This is a genomic window from Olsenella sp. oral taxon 809 str. F0356 (assembly GCF_000233535.1).
Lineage (GTDB): Bacteria > Actinomycetota > Coriobacteriia > Coriobacteriales > Atopobiaceae > Olsenella_I > Olsenella_I phocaeensis.
This window is the reverse complement of record NZ_JH376563.1, coordinates 243,936-261,709: the sequence shown is the minus strand read 5'-3', so window position 1 is coordinate 261,709 and position 17,774 is coordinate 243,936. Positions and strand designations below refer to the sequence as shown.

Below are 17,774 nucleotides of genomic sequence, written 5' to 3'. Positions count from 1 at the left end.
CAAGCGCCCCGGATCGTCCGGTCGCCGTCCTTACGCACAGCAATAGACTGAAAAGAGGAAGACACATGTTGAGTCTGAACACCTGCGCCCACGACAGCTACGGCCTTGACCTGGAGGCCCTGAGCGACGAGCAGATCTGCGCCATGCTGCAGGGCATCGTGAGGCAGCGCAGCGCCAAGCTGCCTCCCAATGCCGGCAAGCGGCGCCTCTACTACCTGTCCGCGGAGTTTCTTATCGGCAAGTTGCTGATCAGTGATCTCATCAACCTTGGCCTTTACGATGAGGTCAAGGCCCAGCTCGAGGCGGCTGGGCATGACCTTAACAAGGTCGAGGAGCTTGAGGTGGAGCCGTCATTGGGAAACGGTGGCCTGGGCAGGCTCGCCGCGTGCTTCCTGGACTCCATAGCAACCCTGGGTCTTCCCGGTGACGGCGTGGGCCTTAACTACCACTATGGTCTGTTTCGTCAGGAGTTTCGCGACAAGCAGCAGCGGGCGCTTCCCGATGGGTGGCTCGACAGGCAGGCCGTCCTCAACGACGAGGGCGTGAGCTTCAATGTGGTGTTCGGTGACTTCAACGTGAGGTCGCGACTCTATTCCATCGACGTGACGGGCTACGGCCGTCCAACCAAGAATCGCCTGAGGCTCTTCGACCTCGAGGGCGTGGATGACTCGCTGGTCCCCGCCGACTCGATAGAGTTTGACAAGGACGAGGTCAAGAAGAACCTCACGCTCTTCCTCTACCCCGACGACTCGGACGAAAAGGGACGTCTGCTTCGCGTGTACCAGCAGTATTTCATGGTGAGCAACGCGGCCCAGCTCATCCTGCGCGAGGCGCTGGAACGTGGCAGCGACCTGAGTGACCTGCCCGACTATGTCATGGTGCAGATCAATGACACGCATCCCACGATGGTCATCCCCGAGCTCATTCGCCTGCTTACCGAGGAGCATGGCATGGGCTTCGACGAGGCCGTCGCGATGGTCGAGAAGATGGTCGCCTACACCAACCACACGATCTTGGCCGAGGCCCTCGAGAAGTGGCCCATCAAGTTCCTCGAGACCGTTGCTCCTAAGATAGCTGACATTATCGTGAAGCTCGACCTTATCGCCAAGGAGCGTTACGCTGATCCCGCAGTTGCCATCATCCAGGATGACGTGGTCCACATGGCAAACCTGGCGATCCACTTTGGCTGCAGCGTCAATGGGGTAGCGGCGCTCCACACCAAGATCTTGGAGGACACGGAGCTCGCACCCTTCTATAAGATCTATCCCGAGAAGTTCAGCAACAAGACGAACGGCATTACGTTTCGCCGTTGGATCATGGGCTGCAACCCTGAGCTCACCGGACTTTTGGACGATACCATCGGTACGGACTGGCACAAGAGCGCGGACCTCACGCCGCTTAAGGAGCACTTGGACGATAAGGCCGTGATAGAGGGGTTCGAGAGGGCGAAGGACAGCGCCAAGGGGCGCATGCGGCAGTTCATGCTCGAAAACCAGGGCGCGCGCATTCCCGAGGACGCGATCATCGACGTGCAGGTGAAGCGTATCCACGAATATAAGCGACAGCAGATGCTCGCGCTCTACATCATCTGGAAGTACCTGGACATCAAGAACGGCAATCTGCCCGCACGCCCCATCACGATCGTCTTTGGCGGGAAGGCGGCACCTGCCTACGTTATCGCCCAGGACATCATCCACCTCATCCTCACGCTGTCCGATTGGGTGGCCCAGGACCCCGATGTTTCTCCGTACCTGCAGGTCCTCATGGTCCAGAACTACAACGTCACGGCGGCGGAGCACCTCATCCCCGCAGCTGACATCTCCGAGCAGATCTCGCTGGCGAGCAAGGAGGCGAGCGGTACCTCCAACATGAAGTTCATGCTCAACGGCGCCGTGACCCTCTGCACGCTCGACGGCGCCAACGTCGAGATTGCCGAGCTGGTGGGCAAGAATGACATCTACACCTTTGGTGCGTCGAGCCAGGAGGTGGAGCGCCTCTACGCCGAGGGCGCCTACGACGCGTCCGCGCACTATAGCCGGCCTGGTGTCAAGCTGCTCGTGGACTTCATTACGAACCCCCGGTTCATGGCGACGGGTGACGCCGAGCGTCTGCGCCGCCTACACGATGACATTGTCAACAAGGACTGGTTCATGGCCCTCTTGGACCTTGAGGAGTACATCCAGCTGAAGGAGCGGGTGTATGGGGATTACGAGGATCGTCATGCTTGGATCCAGAAGGCGCTCGTGAACGTGGCCATGGCGGGCACGTTCTCCTCCGATCGCACCATCGCGCAGTACGACGAGGACATCTGGCACCTGTCATAGACCTAGCGTGGCCCGGGGCGGCGTACGTCCCCGCCTCGGGCCAGACCCGCTCTAGGAGTACGCGGCGGAGCGAGGGGCTCAGGCTTGGCGTCTCGAGACCACGCAGTACCTGAACGTGTCGGGATGGCTGCGCACCTGGGTGAACTCGAACATGAGGCCGTCCGAGTTGTATGTCTGGTTCTCGACGACGGCGACGCAGTTGAAGGGACCCAGGTTGAGGTACCGTCGGTCCTCCTCGTTGGCGAGGCCGACTGTTATCTGGCGGCGGCTGGTGAGTATCCTCATGCCCAGCTCCTCCTCTAGATACTTGTACACGGAACTCTCGGCGATCGTGGGGGAGAGGTCGGGGATGATGTCGGCGAGGAGGTAGCTGGTGTCTATCTGGCAGGTGAAACCGTCCAGACTACGGGTGCGGACCATGCGATAGAGCTCGGTTCCCTCGTCGAAGCCCGTGTATCCGGCAAGTCCCTTCCCGCAGACGAGCCGCTCGAACTCCCTCACGATGGTGCCCGGCCTCATGTCGTTGTGCGCCGCATACTCCTCGAAGGAGTAGAGCCCATCGAAGGAACCGATGACGTCGCGGTAGTCAGAGTACCAGATGACTCGGACGCCCTTGCCGTGGATGGGTTGCACGAAGCCCTCGTCGGCTAGGATGGCAAGCGCTCGGCGGACGGTGTTCCTCGAGCAGGAGTACACGCCGATAAGCTCGCTCTCAGAGGGTATAAACGATTGGTAGGGATAGGTTCCGTCCTTGATTTTCTCCCTAATACTTAGATATATGTCTTCGAAGAGCGCCTTGGGCATCGCGTGTTCCTCACTGCGTGGTCGTCGTCTTGGCGCAGGCCTCGAGTGTCTCGGGCGCACCTTGTCTAGATTGATTGTGAGCACATAGTTACCTTGTACCGCAACCGTCCTGATGGAACTCCCCCTTCCGCGCATATGGATGAAAAATCCAGGAAGTGGGATGCCCGCCGAGTTCAAAGCAAATCACCCGGCAAGACTGGGCAGTGACGCGAATCGCTTGGAATAGGTGCCAAAAAATATGACTTGTTTGAACAACATGTCCAAGAAGCTGCTATACTTGTTCAAATAAGATGACCGAAGAGGTCGGTCACGGGGCAGCATCGAGCTCGCACTCAGAGAAGGGGCACGCGCCATGATGCAGAAGATCCAGAAGTTTGGCGGGGCGATGTTCACGCCAGTTCTGCTGTTTGCCTTCGCGGGCATTGTCGTGGGACTGGGAACCCTATTTACCACAGAGATAATTGTGGGGCCGATAGCGGCCAAGGGTACCGCCTGGTACAACGTATGGAGCGTGATCTTGGCCGGAGGTTGGACCGTCTTCAACCAGCTCCCGCTGCTCTTTGCCATCGCCCTGCCCATTGGTCTTGCCCGCAAGCAGAGCGGTCGCTGCTGCATGGAGGTCCTCGTCTCGTACCTCACATTCAACTACTTCGTAAATGCTATCCTAACTGCTTGGGGTCCGGCCTTGGGCGTCGACTTCACCGCCGAGGTCGGAAACGCCTCTGGTTTGGCGACGATAGGCGGCATCAAGACGCTGGACATGGGCATGGTTGGAGCCCTGCTCATCTCTGGGGTGGTCATCAGCCTGCACAACAAGTACTTTGACACCGAGCTTCCTGAGTGGCTGGGCGTGTTCTCGGGCTCCACCTTCGTCTACATGGTCGCCTTCTTTGCTATGCTCCCCTGCGCCATCATCTCTGTGCTGCTGTGGCCCAAGGTGCAGGTTGGCATGCATGTGTTTCAGGGTGTCATCATGAGTGCGGGCACCTGGGGGGTCACGGTCTTCGTCTTCCTCGAGCGGCTGCTCATCCCCTTCGGCCTCCACCACCTGCTCTATGCCCCGTTCTACTACGACAACGTGGCCGTCAATGGGGGTATCTACGCGGAGTGGGCCAAGGCCTTGCCCCAGCTCGCTGCCTCTACCGCCTCCCTCAAGGAGCTCGCTCCTTGGGGCGCCATCACTGCGACGGGTTGGTCCAAGATCTTCGGTATGCCCGGCGTCGCCGCAGCGTTCTATGTCACGGCGAAGAAGTCCAATCGTAAGAAGCTCCTTGCCCTTTTGATCCCGATCACCATCACTGCTGTCCTGTGCGGCGTGACCGAGCCCATTGAGTTTACCTTCCTCTTCGTCGCGCCCCCGCTGTTTGCTGTCCACGCCCTGCTCGCGTCTTTGCTCTCGACCTGCATGAACCTAATCGGCATCGTGGGCGTGTTCTCGGGCGGACTCATCGAGATGGCGTCGTTCAACTTCATACCGCTTGCTGCCTCGCATGGCCTCACGTACCTGATGGCCATTCCCGTCGGCCTTGCCTTCACGGCCATCTACTTCTTTATCTTCCGTTTCCTTATTCTGAAGTTTGACTTCAAGACTCCTGGCCGTGAGGAAAACGAGGAGATAAAGTTCGGCTCCAAGAAGGAGTTCCGCAAGGCACATGGGATGGCGCAGTCTGTCGGCTCCGAGGACGCCGACGAGGCCGGCTCTTCCGCACCCGACGTCGACACGAGCGACGAGAAGATGGTTCTTGCCGCGAACATCCTTGACCTCTTGGGTGGCGTGGACAATATCGTGGACGTCACCAACTGCGTCACACGCCTGCGCGTGAACGTGAAGGACGAGACCAAGGTAGCCGAGGACAAGGACTTCAAGTCCATCGGCACCATGGGCATCTCCAAGAACGGCAAGGCCATGCAGGTGATCATCGGTCTCAGCGTGACGAAGGTCCGCGAGCGCTTCGACAAGCTCGTCGGCAATGACTAGGGATTTGCTTGTCCCGAGGGTGTAAGCTTCCACCGGGGTCCCGTGCGGCTGTCGTGGGTCCCCGGTGGTTGATCGGTTGCAACGTCCGTCTCGCGCTGGGGCGGCTACTGAGATGGGGAGTGCCATGGCACAATCAGGCAAAGCGACGGTCTTCTTCGACATCGACGGAACCCTTGGGTGGACCGATCCCAACAAGCGCGATGCGCTGCCCGAGTGGGAGAGGGGCCTGTCGCCCACGCCCAGTCCGCGCGTCGCCGCAGCCATCCGCAGCCTGGTCGCTCGTGGCAACCACGCGTTTCTGTGCTCCGGGCGCTCGCCTGTGGGTATCCACCCCGACCTGGCCTCATTGCCGTTCAGTGGCATCATTGCGTTGGCGGGCGCCTACGTGACGATGGGCGATAAGGTGTTGCGCGATCGCCCCCTGCCGGCCGACGTCCTCGCCCACATCGACCGGGTCCTGGCTGCAGGTGGCTACGGCGCGCTGATAGAGTCCGCCCACGGTGCCGTCGAGCTGCGCGGAGGAGCCTTGGGCAGGCGCTCCGGCACGCCAGACACGATGGACGAGGCAATCGGACAGCTCCCGGACGGCTGTGCCTACAAGCTGGTCATCCGCAGTTCCGCCGCAGACGAGCTCGTCGCTGACCCCCAGCTGGGTTCCCAGCTGGTCGCCAGTCGTCTCGAGATGCAGAACTCCGAGGTCGGCCTCGCGTGCAATACCAAGAAGGCCGGCATCAAGGCGGTCCTCTCACATCTTGGTGATGACGTAGGAGTGACCTATGGCTTCGGTGACTCGGAGAACGACCTCACGCTCTTCTCTGAGGTGGACGTGAGCGTGGCCATGGGCAACGCCATCCCCGAGGTCAAGCGCCTCGCGGACTACGTCACCGATTCGGTGTCGGAAGACGGGGTAGCCTCGGGCCTCGAGCACCTGCAGCTCGTGTGAGCCTGGCTGGCAGGGGACCGCAGCGGGTCGCTGAGCTTGCTGCGGTTTGCTGCGCCACCTGTCGAGCGGTCGCGCCAATCCGGCCACAAATCCGGCCATCAATCCGGCCAAATGGGTACGCTAGCCCAAGATTTGACCGGATTTCCTGGAGGTGCGCATGGACGCTACTCGGCTCGCTAGCCTACCGCCTAGCTGCCCACCGACCGCTCGACTGAGGGACGTCCCCTGCTGTTCTTCAAGCTTTGGGGGTTGCCCTTCGGGGGCAGGGAGCGCGGAGCCAGATGCGGTGCCGACCACCGGGCCTGCGGGCTACTCCAGGCCGGTTGTCTCGTCGAGGCCGAGCGCGATGTTCATGTTCTGTACGGCTGCGCCCGCAGCCCCCTTGCCCAGGTTGTCGAAGAGGTCTTCTTCAACGAAGGTCGGCTCGGGCGCGATGCCATCCTGCGCGAGATCGACAGCACGCTACGCCGCCTGCAGACCGACTACCTAGACCTCTACATCATCCATCGCTTCGACTACGACCATCCCATCGAGGAGACCCTCGAGGCCCTCGACTCCCTGGTGCGGGCAGGCAAGGTCCGTGCGCTCGGCGCGAGCGAGATGTACGCCTACCAGCTCCACGACATGCAGGTCTGCGCGGCGCAGCATGGTTGGACGCAGTTCTCGAGCATGCAGCTCCACTACAACCTGCTCTATCGCGAGGACGAGCGAGAGATGATTCCCGTCTGCCGAGAGTACGGCATGGCGCTCACGCCCTACTCGCCGCTCGCGAGCGGCCACCTTATCAGGTCGCAGTGGGACTCCGACACCGTCCGCTCCAAGACGGACGGTGTGGTGAGGGAGAAGTACGACGCCGCCAAGGCCAACGACCTCGAGGTCGTGGCAAGGGTCGCCGAGCTTGCGGAGCGCCGCGGGGTTCCCATGGCAGACGTGGCGCTGGCTTGGCACTGGGCAAGGGGAATCACGGCGCCAATCGTGGGCTGCTCCAGGCCGAGCCGTGTCGACGACGCAGTGCGCGCCATGGGGCTCGAGCTAAGCGAGGACGAGGTCGCGTTCCTCGAGGAGCCCTATCGCGCTCACGAGTTCGTGGGGCCCCTCGCGCGCCCCGGTGAGCGAGCGCTCGCCGGAACGACCTTCACGAAGTGACATTGCCTAGCGCCCCTCGCCCGCATTTCTCACGCAAGTGTCGCGGTCCGTCACCCCCTTGCCCGCATTTCTCACGGAATGCGGGCATTTTTGGCAAATGGCCTGTTGGCAGGGTGGAAAGACGGCATTCTGCGAGAAATGCAATCTTTTCCGGCTAGGCCGTCTGACCGTTGGCCCGGGCCCCGGACCAAGGCCTGCGCGGGGAGCGCCTGCCCCTTGTCGTTCTCGTCAAACACGTCGCCGCACTCAGGGCAGAACTTGGGCGGCTTGGGCTGGTCCTCTGGCACCCAGCCGCACTTGTCGCAGCGGTAGCTCGGCCCCTCCTCGGGCTTGTGCCGGCACGCTGTTCTCGCTTGGATCTTGCTCTGCGGCGGCGTCCCAACCACACATGTCGACCTCGGCGCGCGAGAGGGCCGAAGTGGGTGGTTGGAACGCGGGAAAAGGTGAGAGGACCACCCACATCGCACCTGCGGCGGCATATCGCCCACCCACATCGGCGTCGGCGCGCGAGAGGGCCGAAGTGGGTGGTTGCGCGCGGCTCTCAGGTGAGAGGATCACCCACATCGCACCTGCGGCGGCATATCGCCCACCCACATCGGCGTCGGCGCGCGAGAGGGCCGAAGTGGGTGGTTGCGCGCGACTCTCAGGTGAGAGGATCACCCACATCGCACCTGCGGTGGCAGTCAAGTCACCCACTTCGCATTCGCGACGGTAATCCAGCCACCCACTTCGCGCTTCTCGTGACAGGTCGCAGTGTCTACTCCCGGGAGTTGCGCTTGCGGTATGCCTCGAGACGTTGGGTGTATGACGCCCCTTGGACGCGGAAGGCAATCGTGAAGCCTGCGGTGATGGCCGTGAGCAGGACCAGGTAGAGGAACGTGAAGCTCGCCCATGCGCCGGCGTTCTCTGTCGGGAACCACCCGCCAAGGAAGGAGCACGCCGCCAGCACGAGGTAATAGCTGAGCCCGAAGCCCGCGACGCGCACGGGATAGTTGGGCTTGGTGAGCACGGAGTAGCCAAACCACAGCTGTTGCAGGATGCCGCCGGCCAAGCCTGCGGCGATGGCAGAGGCGCACCAGCTCAACCCTTGGTTCCAACGCCCCGCGATGGCTTCGGTCCCGCACGCCGCAAGCAGCATCAGCACGGACACCATGCTGCCCGCCACCAGCCCCCTGAGAGCCATGTGCCAGATTCCCCGCCTGGACTCCTCGTCATAGATTCCGACATCTTTGTGATGGTGACGTGTCTTTTCGCCCATTGTTCCCCTGCCTTTCTTTGGACCCTTCGCTAGTTGCGACGTGGATTGCTTCCTAGGAGCCTCTTGATGTTCGGTACATAGGTGCGCGTCACCAGGACGTCCGTACCACCCTCCAGGCGAAGCAGGAGACGGCGGTTGAGCTCGGGCCTGATCGAGACGACCTTGTCGAAGTTGACCAGCACCTGCTTGGACGCGCGGATGACGGGGCTTCCCCGCAAGGCCTCCTCCAGCTCGTAAAGCCTGAGGGGGCTTTCGAGCTCGGAGCCGTCGGTGGTGCGAACGAGGACCAGGTCGGCTCGTACCTCGATGAGCAACAGCTCGTCGAGCGGAATCGGCCTGCGAACAATCGAACCCGGTTCGAACCCCACGACCATCTGTCCGAATGATTGGAGCCTGCCTACCAGCTGGGCGGCGTCCTGGTCTCCTGGTGCGCTCGTCACCAGAACGTCGATTTCGTCCTGTCCCTCTCGCTCGATGTGTCTGACGTTCATCGCCCCTCCGCGTCGTCCTGGCCTTGCCGCATCTCGAGCATATGGGATGGACGGCGAGGTGGATGGTTGGTGCAGCCAAGTTGCACGAAGCGGGGGGCGTGTTGCCCGTCCGGTGCCCAATGGCATGCGCTTGGCGTGCGAGAGGGTCGAAGTGGGTGGTTGGAATGCGGGAAAAGGTGAGAGAACCACCCACTTCGGGCCTGCGGCGGCAACTCAGCCACCCACATCGCTCATCTCGCGGCGCGTGATAAGTGGCGGGTGAATCGAACGTACCGCCTTCGGATTGCACGGGGCGCAGATTGCCTGTTTTGAATCCGATTTGGCAGCTTCATGCAAGTTAACGGCCGAATTGAGGACGCCTTGTGGATTATTGAGGCCATTTGGGCTCGTCGGGCGGCCGCAACGCTGACCTTGCGCCCTTCTCACCCTCATGTACCTGCGGGTCTTGCAGCTGCACGAACTCTCCGGCAGCTGCCTGCCAGCCAAGAGTGGGTTTGGCGCGAGTTTCGAACGGTACCCTTCGCGACATGTTTACGTTCATTTCTCATAACAGCTCCCGGGCGTATTGGCTCACGAGGCGCCACGACGGGGGTGGTCTGCCCATCGCCTGTGACGTGAGCCTGGCAGACGCGACTGCGTCGGCGCGCGAGGCGAGGCGGGCAATGGTGGCGCTCAGGGGTCGCAACCCCCTTCATGCCGCGCTCGGGCAAAAGCTCGACATTCTCGTGCCTTCGTCCAACGGGCGTCACTCCTGTGCGGACGTGCGCATGCACCTCTGCAAAAGAAGTCTGCCGGAGGGGTCGTTCGCGGCACTTTCTCCGGACGTCCTCGTCGCCTCGCCGGAGCTTTGCTTTCTACAGATGGCGGAGTCGCTTGACGTCCTAGGGGAAGTGGTCGAGCTTGGGTTCGAGCTCTGCAGCACCTACGCCTTTGGGCCCGACGGCAGGACACTCGCGGGAAGCCGGCCTCCCCTGACGAGCGTCGCTCGCATCGCCGGCTATCTTGACCGTTGCGCTGGGGTGCGGGGCGTCGCGAAGGCTCGCTCGGCGCTGCGCTGGGTGATAGACGGGTCGACGTCGCCCATGGAGACGCTCCTTGCCATGGAGCTGGGAATGCCCAAGCGCCTGGGCGGGAGGGGCTTCCCACCGTTTGTCGTCAATCGACGCATCGAGCTGCCAGACGAGCACCTGCGCAGGCTGGCGCAGCGCTCACGCGTCTACGTCGACCTGCTCTTCGAGCATCAGGGGTTGTGCCTGGAGTTCGATAGCTTCGAGCACCACGGGGGCAGGGAGGAGTATGACAACACGCAGGCACGAGCCAACGCGCTGCGTTCCATGGGACTGCGTGTCAACTCGATAACCTACGGCCAGGTTGCCTCGCTCGCACGCTTCGACGATTTGGTGTGGGGCCTCGAAACGCAGTTGGGGCTTCGGCATAGGCCGTGCGGGGACTCGACGAGGGCTCGTCAGCGCGAATTGCACGCGCTTCTCGCCGACGTGCGCAGGAGGCACTTCTAGCGTCGCTTTGCAAGGTAACGGGACCCACATCGCCTCCGGCGCGCAAGACATTCGAAGTGGGTGGTTGGAACGCGGGAAAAGGTGAGAGAACCACCCACTTCGGGCCTGCGGTGGCAACCCAGCCACCCACATCGGCATCGGCGCGCGAGAGGGCCGAAGTGGGTGGTTGCGCGCGGCTCTCGGGCGAGAGAAGCGCCCACTTCGCGTGCGAGGTGGCCCCATGGTCACCCACTTCTCACCTGTGGCGGTATGCGGCACCACGGCCACCCACTTCGCGCCTGCGGCGGCGGGATTCGTCGACGCAGGCGCGCAGCTACCAGAGCGCCCGCCTGGCAAGCTCGCAGAGCACCGCGCGCACGCGCTCGAGGTCCGCCAACGGTACGTACTCGTTGGGCTTGTGCGCCATCTCGAGCTCGCCCGGCCCGTAAGAGACGCAGTCGCGGTTCCCGCAGGTTCCCGCCACGACGGCGCCATCTGTGTAGCCGGTGAACACGTCGATGCCCGCCTTGGCCCCCGTGACCTCGGCGGAAGCCTCCTGCAGGAGCGCGAGCAGTCCGGACTGGGGGTTTGCCTCGATGGGAGGGCGGTCCCCGGTCACCTCGTAGCTGCCGACACAGCCTGGCACGGCCCTCTCGGCCGCACGAAGGGCGTCCGTCACGATGCCACTGGCAGAGTCGGTGCCCGCAGGAGGCACGAGCCGCATGTCAATCCACACATGGCAGTCGTCGGGTACCACGTAGGGCCGGTAGCCACCCTCTATCTGTCCGAAGGTCACGGTGGAAGCGCCGAGGTCGGGATGCCTCTCCAGTGCCGCCACGGCCGAGCGTATGCGCACGACCGCCTCGGCGGCAGCGGCGACGGCGTCCGCCCCGCGCCAGGGCGTGCTCGCGTGTGCGGTGACACCGCGCAGCTCGAGCTCGAACCAGCTGCGGCCCTTGTGTGCCATGCGCGCCTTGCCGCCCGTGGGCTCCGTGTCCAGCACCCAGTCGGTACCACCCACCCATCCGACGGCGATTGCGGCCTCGATGCCGCGCATGAAGTCCTCCTCATCAACAGTGCAGAGCAGCGTCATGCGGCGGCGGGGGAGGCGTCCCCTCAGCGCGACCTCGTCGAGGGCGCTCCCAAAGGCAAGCATCGCGCAGGCAAGGCCGCCCTTCATGTCACAGGAGCCGCGGCCATAGAGCCGCCCGTCAAGTACCCTCGCCCCCAGGGTGGGGGTCTCGTCGTCCCAGCCATCCCCCAGGACGACGGTGTCCTGGTGACAGCAGTAGACGAGCCCCGGCAGGCCTTCGGTCGTGGCCTCGTCGTCAGGCGAGAGCCCCGTCACCTCCGTGCCCGTGGCATCATGCTCATCCGCGGCGGGAATCACGGCCCTCAGGCAGGGCCGGCCGGGAAGCGCCTCGAGCTCTTCGAGGAAGACGTGGCCCAGTGTCTCGCGCCCGCCCTTACCGGCAAGCTCGCGCGCCCGTCCGATGCGACTTTCGAGCCAGCCGCGTACGAAGCCCTCGACTTCGCCCTCGAAGGCGCCAGGGTCGCTGCTGTCGATCCTCACGAGCGCCTGGGTGAGCCCGACCACGTCGTTCGTGCCGCGGTCCGTGTCCTTGTCCATGCCGGCATTGGCGTCGGCATCCGCATATGGGCCAGCGCCGGCGACCTGCGCCGGCAAGTCTCCCTTGTCTTCTCCAACCGTGACGTCCCGAGCCATGCGGCCCACCTCCCGGAAGGCGATCGCCTCGAGCCCGGGCTACCCTTGCGCCTGGGCCTTGGCCTCGTCCATGTAGCTGTACAGGGTGTACTTCGAGATGCCGAAGTAGTTGCAGACCTTCTGGCCCGACTTGGTGACCAGGAAGGCGCCGGAGTCGTTGAGGAAGCCGATTGCCTTGACCTTGTCCTCCTTGGTCATGAGGGCGACGGGCTTGCCCACGACCCGCACGCTCTGCTCGATGAGCTCGTCCAGGAGCTCGGTCACGCTCTGGGGGATGGGCTCGGGGTCTGCCGCACCCTGCGCGGCGACGGCGGTGAGCGACTCCAGCTCGTGACGTGCGGCAAGGAGCATGGTGATGTCGTAGTTGATGGCAAAGATGCCGTCCACCTCGCCGTCCTCGCCGCGCAGGAAGATGGTGGACGACTTCAGGATCTTGCCGTCCTCGGTCTTGGTGAGGTAGGCGAGCCGGTCCTCGACGGGGTTGCGGCGGTCGTGCAGTGCCTCGAGCACGACATGCGAGGGGCCGTCTCCCACCGCACGGCCTGACACATGACCGTTCTCGATGGCGACGATGGTGCTCGAGGGATTGTCGGCCGAGAGGTCGTGGATGACCACCTCGCAGCCCGGTCCGAACTGGGCCGCGATGCCATGTGCGAGGGAGCGACAGAACTCGATGTCCTGTGTACGCATGGGAACCTCCCGTTGACGTCGCCCGCGAGCTGGGCGTCGACCCTGCGAGGTCGCAGGGATGCCTGTCAAAGAGTTATGAGAGCCGACCTTTGGCGACCTGCGTCGCGAGCGGGTCTGGCAGCCGAATGGTATATCGAATCGCGCCGTGCTCAATAGATGAAGCTTACAAATTGTTAGGGATTTTCGGGGAGGGGTCCCAGCCGGGGCGAGGAGGTCCCTGCCTGCATGGGGCCACGTCGCGTCGTGCGACGTCACTCTCGCATGCGCAAAACGTTATTTATTTAAAAATACAACGCGCCGATGGTGGTATATCGACCGCCTACGACATCACTGATTCTTACTTTTCTTTTTTCCACCTATCATTTTTTCAGATATAGACGTGGTAAGAGAGGACCACGCCTCACAAGTATCCGGCCGTAGCTGATCTGCGGCGCTCAGCAGGGGGAGGGGTCTCATGCTGCTCGTAGCAAATGGTAGGGTCATCACTCGTGACGAGGCGCATCCGTACTTCGAGGACGGCGCGGTCGTCGTCGACGGCACCAAGATCGTGGAGGTCGGCGACAGGTCCGCGCTCGAGGGCAAGTACCCCGACGCCGGGTTCCTCGACGCGCGTGGCGCGGTGATCATGCCGGGACTCATCAACGCCCACACCCACATCTATTCCGGCCTCGCCCGCGGCCTGGCCATCAAGGGCTGCAACCCCACCAACTTCCTCGAGAACCTCGAGCAGCAGTGGTGGAAGATCGATCGCAACCTCAACATGGAGGGCACCCGCGCCTCCGCGTACGCGACCATCCTGGACTGCATCCGCGACGGCGTGACCACCATCTTCGACCACCACGCCAGCTTCCTCGAGATTCCCGGGTCGCTCTTCGCGATCAAGGACGTCGCGGAGGAGACGGGCATGCGCGCCTGCCTCTGCTACGAGACCTCCGACCGCGACGGCGAGGAGAAGTGCGATCAGGCCATCGCCGAGAACGCCGAGTTCGCGCGCTGGGCCGCCGGGCAGGACTCCGACATGATCGCCGCCATGTTCGGCGGGCATGCCCTGTTCACGCTCTCGGACAAGACTCTCGACAAGATGGTCGAGGCCAACGACGGCCTCACCGGCTTCCACATCCACGTCTGCGAGGGCATGAACGACGTCTATGACAGCCTGGGCAACCACGGCTGCACCGCCGTGCACCGCCTCCTCGACCACGGCCTCCTGGGCGAGAAGACCATGCTGGGCCACTGCATCCACATCACGCCCGCCGACATGGACGTGATCGCCGAGACCAAGACCATGATCGTGAACAACCCCGGCTCCAACATGAACAACGCCGTGGGCTGTGCCCCCGTGCTCGAGTTCTTCAAGCGTGGCATCACCGTGGGCATGGGCACCGACGCCTACACCCATGACGTGCTGGAGAGCCTGAAGACCTTCATCATGATTCAGCGCCACAACAGCTGCATGCCCAACGTCGCCTGGGGCGAGGACATGGCCATGCTGTTCAAGAACAACCGCACCATCGCCGAGAAGTACTTCTCGACCAAGCCCCAGGGCAAGCCCCTCGGCATCCTGGCTCCCGGCGCCGCGGCCGACATCGCGATCTTCGACTACAAGCCCTTCACGCCCTTCTCGGACGAGAACATCGACGGCCACATCCTCTTCGGCTTCGAGGGCAAGGCCTGCCGCACGACCATCATCAACGGTCGCGTCCTCTACAAGGACCGCGAGTTCGTCGACCTGGACGAGGAGGCCATCAACGCCCGCATCCTCGCCGCCTCCAAGCAGCTCTGGGGGGAGCTCAACGGCCGCGAGTACTAAGTCGCATGTACTTGCGTCGCCCGCGGACGCAATAAATGCGGGGGACATAATCCGCCTTTGGTTTTTAGGAGAGGACCAATATGAGCGACATCATGCGCCCCATTCCGTTCGACGCCCTCATGGGCTGGATCCTGGACGAGTACCACACGCAGGGCAGCATCTTCGGCGTCACCCGCTTCGCCAGGGGTGACGGGAAGGGCACCCGCCACATCTTCGGCGAGAGCATCGAGACGCCCGTCGGCCCTGCGGCTGGCCCCAACTCCCAGCTCGCCCAGAACATCGTCGCGAGCTACGTGACCGGTGCCCGCTTCTTCGAGCTCAAGACCGTCCAGGTCATGGACGGCGAGGAGCTCTCGGCCTGTGTCAACAAGCCCTGCATCCTGGCAGGTGACGAGGGCTACAACTGCGAGTGGTCCACCGAGCTGACCGTCCCCCAGGCCTTCGACGAGTACGTCAAGGCGTGGGTCGCCTGCAAGCTGCTCTCCCGCGAGCTTGGCCTGGGATCTGCCGACGGCTTCGTGTTCAACATGTCCGTGGGCTACGACCTCGAGGGCATCAAGAGCCCCAAGGTCGACAAGTACATCAACGACATGAAGGACGCCTCCGCCACGCCGGCCTTCACCGAGGCCATCGCCTGGGCGAAGGCGAACCTCGACTGCTTCGAGCACGTGGACGAGGCCTTCGTCGATTCCATCACCCCGCAGGTCTCGCGCTCCATCACCGAGTCCACGCTGCACGGCTGCCCTCCCGCAGAGATCGAGCGCATCGCCACCTACCTCATGTGCGAGAAGGGCCTCAACACCTTCGTAAAGTGCAACCCCACGCTCCTGGGCTACGAGTACGCCCGCACCACCCTGGACTCCCTGGGCTTCGACTACATCGCCTTCGACGACCACCACTTCCTGGAGGACCTCCAGTGGGAGGACGCCGTCCCCATGCTCGAGCGCCTCATCGCGCTGGGCAAGGAGAGGGGCCTGGAGTTCGGCGTCAAGCTGACCAACACCTTCCCCGTCGACGTGACCCGCAACGAGCTGCCCAGCGAGGAGATGTACATGTCGGGCCGCTCGCTGTACCCGCTCTCCCTCACCCTGGCCGCCCGCCTGTCCGAGCAGTTCGACGGCAAGCTGCGCATCTCGTACTCCGGCGGTGCCGACGCCAACAACGTGGCCTGGCTCGTCTCGGCCGGCATCTGGCCCGTCACCGTGGCGACCACCATCCTCAAGCCCGGTGGCTACCAGCGCTTCGGCCAGATCGTGCGCGTCCTCGAGTCCGTCGAGGCCAAGGCCTTCGACGGCGTTGACGCCAAGGCCGTCCGCGGCATGGTGGGCGAGGCCGTGAGGGGTGACGCCTACCGCAAGCCCATCAAGCCCCTGCCCGAGCGCCACGTCGCGGCGAAGCTTCCCCTCATGGACTGCTTCACGGCGCCCTGCCGCCACGACTGCCCCATCCACCAGGACATTCCCGGCTACCTCATGGCCGTGGACGAGGGCCGCTACGAGGACGCCCTCAACGTCATCCTCGAGCGCAACGCCCTGCCCTTCGTGACCGGCACCATCTGCCCGCACCACTGCGGCGACGGCTGCATGCGCAACTACTACGAGGAGCACGTCCACATCCGCGAGGCAAAGCTCAAGGCCGCCGAGGCGGCAAGCGAGAAGGTCCTGCCCACGCTCGCCCGCAGGGCCGAGGTCAAGGGCAAGAAGGTCGCCGTCATCGGCGGAGGTCCTGCCGGCCTCTCCGCCGCGTCCTTCCTCTCCCGCGCCGGCGTCGACGTGACCGTGATCGAGCGCACCCAGAAGCTGGGCGGCATCGTCCGTCATGCCATCCCCGAGTTCCGCATCTCGGGCGAGGCCATCGACCGCGACATCGAGCTCTGCAGCGCCTACGGCACCAAGTTCGAGTGCGGCGTCGAGGTCAAGTCGGTCGACGAGCTCCTGAAGCAGGGCTACACCGACGTCGTCATCGCCATTGGCGCCTGGGCGCCTGGTCGCGCCACCCTCAAGTCCGGCGCCGAGATGGACGCCATCGACTTCCTCGTGGCCGCCAAGGGTGACCCCGACTCCCTCGAGCTCGGCAGCGACGTCGTGGTCATCGGTGCCGGCAACACCGCCATGGACGTGGCACGTGCCGCCAAGCGCATCAAGGGCGTCGAGAACGTCCGCCTGGTCTACCGTCGCACCCGCCGCTACATGCCCGCCGACGAGGAGGAGCTCGCGCTCGCGCTCGAGGACGGGGTCGAGTTCATGGAGCTCCTCTCGCCCGACACGCTTGCCGATGGCGTCCTGACCTGCGAGGTCATGGAGCTTGGCGCTCCCGACGAGTCTGGCCGCCGCTCGCCTGTCTCCACCGGCAAGACCACGACCATCCCCGCCACCACCGTCATCGCCGCGGTGGGCGAGAACGTCGAGGGCACGCTCTTCGAGGCCTCCGGCATCGAGGTCGACCGCAAGGGACGCCCCGTGGTCGACGCCAGCTACAAGACCAACCTGCCCCACGTCTATGCCATCGGTGATGCCCGCCGCGGGCCTGCCACCGTGGTCGAGGGCATCGCGGACGCCGCCATGGTGACCGTCGCCATCTCGGGCGCGGACTTCAACGGCAAGGTCGAGTCCAACGTCAAGGCCGACTACGACGCCCCGCTCGCCAAGCGCGGCGACCTCTGTCTGGACGTCAAGGGCTGCGACAGGACCCGCTGCCTGGGCTGCGCCACCGTCTGCGAGACCTGCGTCGAGGTCTGCCCCAACCGCGCCAACGTCGCGATTCGCGTGCCCGGCATGCGTCAGCGCCAGATCGTGCACGTCGACGGCATGTGCAACGAGTGCGGCAACTGCGCCGTCTTCTGCCCCTACCAGGTCGGCCGTCCCTACAAGGACAAGCTCACCCTCTTCTGGAGCAAGGAGGACTTCGACAACAGCACCAACGAGGGCTTCCTTCCCGTCGACGGCGGCATGCTCGTCAGGCTTGACGGAGGCGCCAAGGTATACGATGTGAATGACAAGGACTGCGGACTGCCCGAGTCGGTGCGCGCCACCATCGCTGCCGTGCAAAGCGACTATGCCTACCTCATGATCGGCTAGCCTCGCGAGGCGCTGTGCCACAGCCTCAAAC

General features: G+C 63.8%; 12 protein-coding genes. 7 read left to right on the top strand and 5 right to left on the bottom strand.

Going from position 1 to position 17,774, the window contains the following annotated elements; genetic code table 11:
* The first annotated feature begins 65 nt into the window (after positions 1–65).
* The gene (locus HMPREF1008_RS01135; RefSeq protein WP_009278008.1) at positions 66–2,324 is read left to right on the top strand and encodes a glycogen/starch/alpha-glucan phosphorylase; all 2,259 of its coding nucleotides are present in this window, start codon (positions 66–68) and stop codon (positions 2,322–2,324) included.
* A gap of 78 nt (positions 2,325–2,402) precedes the next feature.
* Here the strand turns inward: HMPREF1008_RS01135 and HMPREF1008_RS01130 are convergent, their stop codons facing one another.
* Positions 2,403–3,128 (bottom strand): GntR family transcriptional regulator, encoded by a 726-nt coding sequence (locus HMPREF1008_RS01130; protein ID WP_009278007.1) that lies wholly within the window; start codon positions 3,126–3,128, stop codon positions 2,403–2,405.
* A 352-nt stretch (positions 3,129–3,480) separates the two neighbouring features.
* Here HMPREF1008_RS01130 and HMPREF1008_RS01125 point away from each other — a divergent pair, with 352 nt between their 5' ends.
* The 3 genes from HMPREF1008_RS01125 (at position 3,481) to HMPREF1008_RS01115 (ending at position 7,195) form a co-directional block, all read left to right on the top strand.
* Positions 3,481–5,106 carry an alpha-glucoside-specific PTS transporter subunit IIBC gene (locus HMPREF1008_RS01125; RefSeq protein WP_009278006.1) on the top strand — a complete coding sequence of 542 codons (1,626 nt, stop codon included), beginning with the start codon at positions 3,481–3,483 and terminating at the stop codon, positions 5,104–5,106.
* 124 nt (positions 5,107–5,230) lie between these two features.
* Positions 5,231–6,049 (top strand): HAD hydrolase family protein, encoded by an 819-nt coding sequence (locus HMPREF1008_RS01120; protein WP_156797568.1) that lies wholly within the window; start codon positions 5,231–5,233, stop codon positions 6,047–6,049.
* A gap of 249 nt (positions 6,050–6,298) precedes the next feature.
* A complete protein-coding gene (locus tag HMPREF1008_RS01115) occupies positions 6,299–7,195 on the top strand; it encodes an aldo/keto reductase (RefSeq protein ID WP_009278004.1) in 897 nt (298 codons plus the stop codon).
* A 757-nt stretch (positions 7,196–7,952) separates the two neighbouring features.
* Here the strand turns inward: HMPREF1008_RS01115 and HMPREF1008_RS01110 are convergent.
* Both HMPREF1008_RS01110 and HMPREF1008_RS10345 read right to left on the bottom strand, forming a co-directional pair.
* Entirely contained in the window at positions 7,953–8,453 is a 501-nt protein-coding gene (locus HMPREF1008_RS01110; protein WP_040656664.1) for a hypothetical protein, read from the bottom strand.
* A 29-nt stretch (positions 8,454–8,482) separates the two neighbouring features.
* Positions 8,483–8,944, bottom strand: coding sequence for a LytTR family DNA-binding domain-containing protein (locus HMPREF1008_RS10345; RefSeq protein WP_009278002.1), 462 nt, complete (start codon positions 8,942–8,944; stop codon positions 8,483–8,485).
* Positions 8,945–9,471: 527 nt separating this feature from the next.
* Here HMPREF1008_RS10345 and HMPREF1008_RS09735 point away from each other — a divergent pair.
* Positions 9,472–10,461: a hypothetical protein gene (locus HMPREF1008_RS09735; protein ID WP_156797567.1), complete on the top strand. Its 990-nt coding sequence runs from the start codon at positions 9,472–9,474 to the stop codon at positions 10,459–10,461.
* Between the two features lie 313 nt (positions 10,462–10,774).
* Here HMPREF1008_RS09735 and HMPREF1008_RS01090 read toward each other — a convergent pair whose 3' ends face one another.
* Both HMPREF1008_RS01090 and HMPREF1008_RS01085 read right to left on the bottom strand, forming a co-directional pair.
* A complete protein-coding gene (locus tag HMPREF1008_RS01090) occupies positions 10,775–12,166 on the bottom strand; it encodes a M20 family metallopeptidase (protein WP_009278000.1) in 1,392 nt (463 codons plus the stop codon).
* A gap of 39 nt (positions 12,167–12,205) precedes the next feature.
* Positions 12,206–12,856, bottom strand: coding sequence for a transcriptional regulator (locus HMPREF1008_RS01085; protein ID WP_009277999.1), 651 nt, complete (start codon positions 12,854–12,856; stop codon positions 12,206–12,208).
* Positions 12,857–13,310: 454 nt separating this feature from the next.
* On the opposite strand from HMPREF1008_RS01085, the gene ssnA reads away from it, so the two are divergent.
* Positions 13,311–14,666: a putative aminohydrolase SsnA gene (gene ssnA, locus HMPREF1008_RS01080; RefSeq protein WP_009277998.1), complete on the top strand. Its 1,356-nt coding sequence runs from the start codon at positions 13,311–13,313 to the stop codon at positions 14,664–14,666.
* Positions 14,667–14,746: 80 nt separating this feature from the next.
* Positions 14,747–17,743, top strand: coding sequence for a putative selenate reductase subunit YgfK (gene ygfK / locus HMPREF1008_RS01075; protein ID WP_009277997.1), 2,997 nt, complete (start codon positions 14,747–14,749; stop codon positions 17,741–17,743).
* Positions 17,744–17,774 lie beyond the last annotated feature (31 nt).

Excerpts from the sequence above, each read along its gene's own strand:
- HMPREF1008_RS01135 (WP_009278008.1), top strand. The coding sequence starts at position 66 with ATGTTGAGTCTGAACACCTGCGCCCACGACAGCTACGGCCTTGACCTG.
- HMPREF1008_RS01130 (WP_009278007.1), bottom strand. The coding sequence starts at position 3,128 with ATGCCCAAGGCGCTCTTCGAAGACATATATCTAAGTATTAGGGAGAAA.
- HMPREF1008_RS01125 (WP_009278006.1), top strand. The coding sequence starts at position 3,481 with ATGATGCAGAAGATCCAGAAGTTTGGCGGGGCGATGTTCACGCCAGTT.
- HMPREF1008_RS01120 (WP_156797568.1), top strand. The coding sequence starts at position 5,231 with ATGGCACAATCAGGCAAAGCGACGGTCTTCTTCGACATCGACGGAACC.
- HMPREF1008_RS01110 (WP_040656664.1), bottom strand. The coding sequence starts at position 8,453 with ATGGGCGAAAAGACACGTCACCATCACAAAGATGTCGGAATCTATGAC.
- HMPREF1008_RS10345 (WP_009278002.1), bottom strand. The coding sequence starts at position 8,944 with ATGAACGTCAGACACATCGAGCGAGAGGGACAGGACGAAATCGACGTT.
- HMPREF1008_RS09735 (WP_156797567.1), top strand. The coding sequence starts at position 9,472 with ATGTTTACGTTCATTTCTCATAACAGCTCCCGGGCGTATTGGCTCACG.
- HMPREF1008_RS01090 (WP_009278000.1), bottom strand. The coding sequence starts at position 12,166 with ATGGCTCGGGACGTCACGGTTGGAGAAGACAAGGGAGACTTGCCGGCG.
- HMPREF1008_RS01085 (WP_009277999.1), bottom strand. The coding sequence starts at position 12,856 with ATGCGTACACAGGACATCGAGTTCTGTCGCTCCCTCGCACATGGCATC.
- ssnA (WP_009277998.1), top strand. The coding sequence starts at position 13,311 with ATGCTGCTCGTAGCAAATGGTAGGGTCATCACTCGTGACGAGGCGCAT.
- ygfK (WP_009277997.1), top strand. The coding sequence starts at position 14,747 with ATGAGCGACATCATGCGCCCCATTCCGTTCGACGCCCTCATGGGCTGG.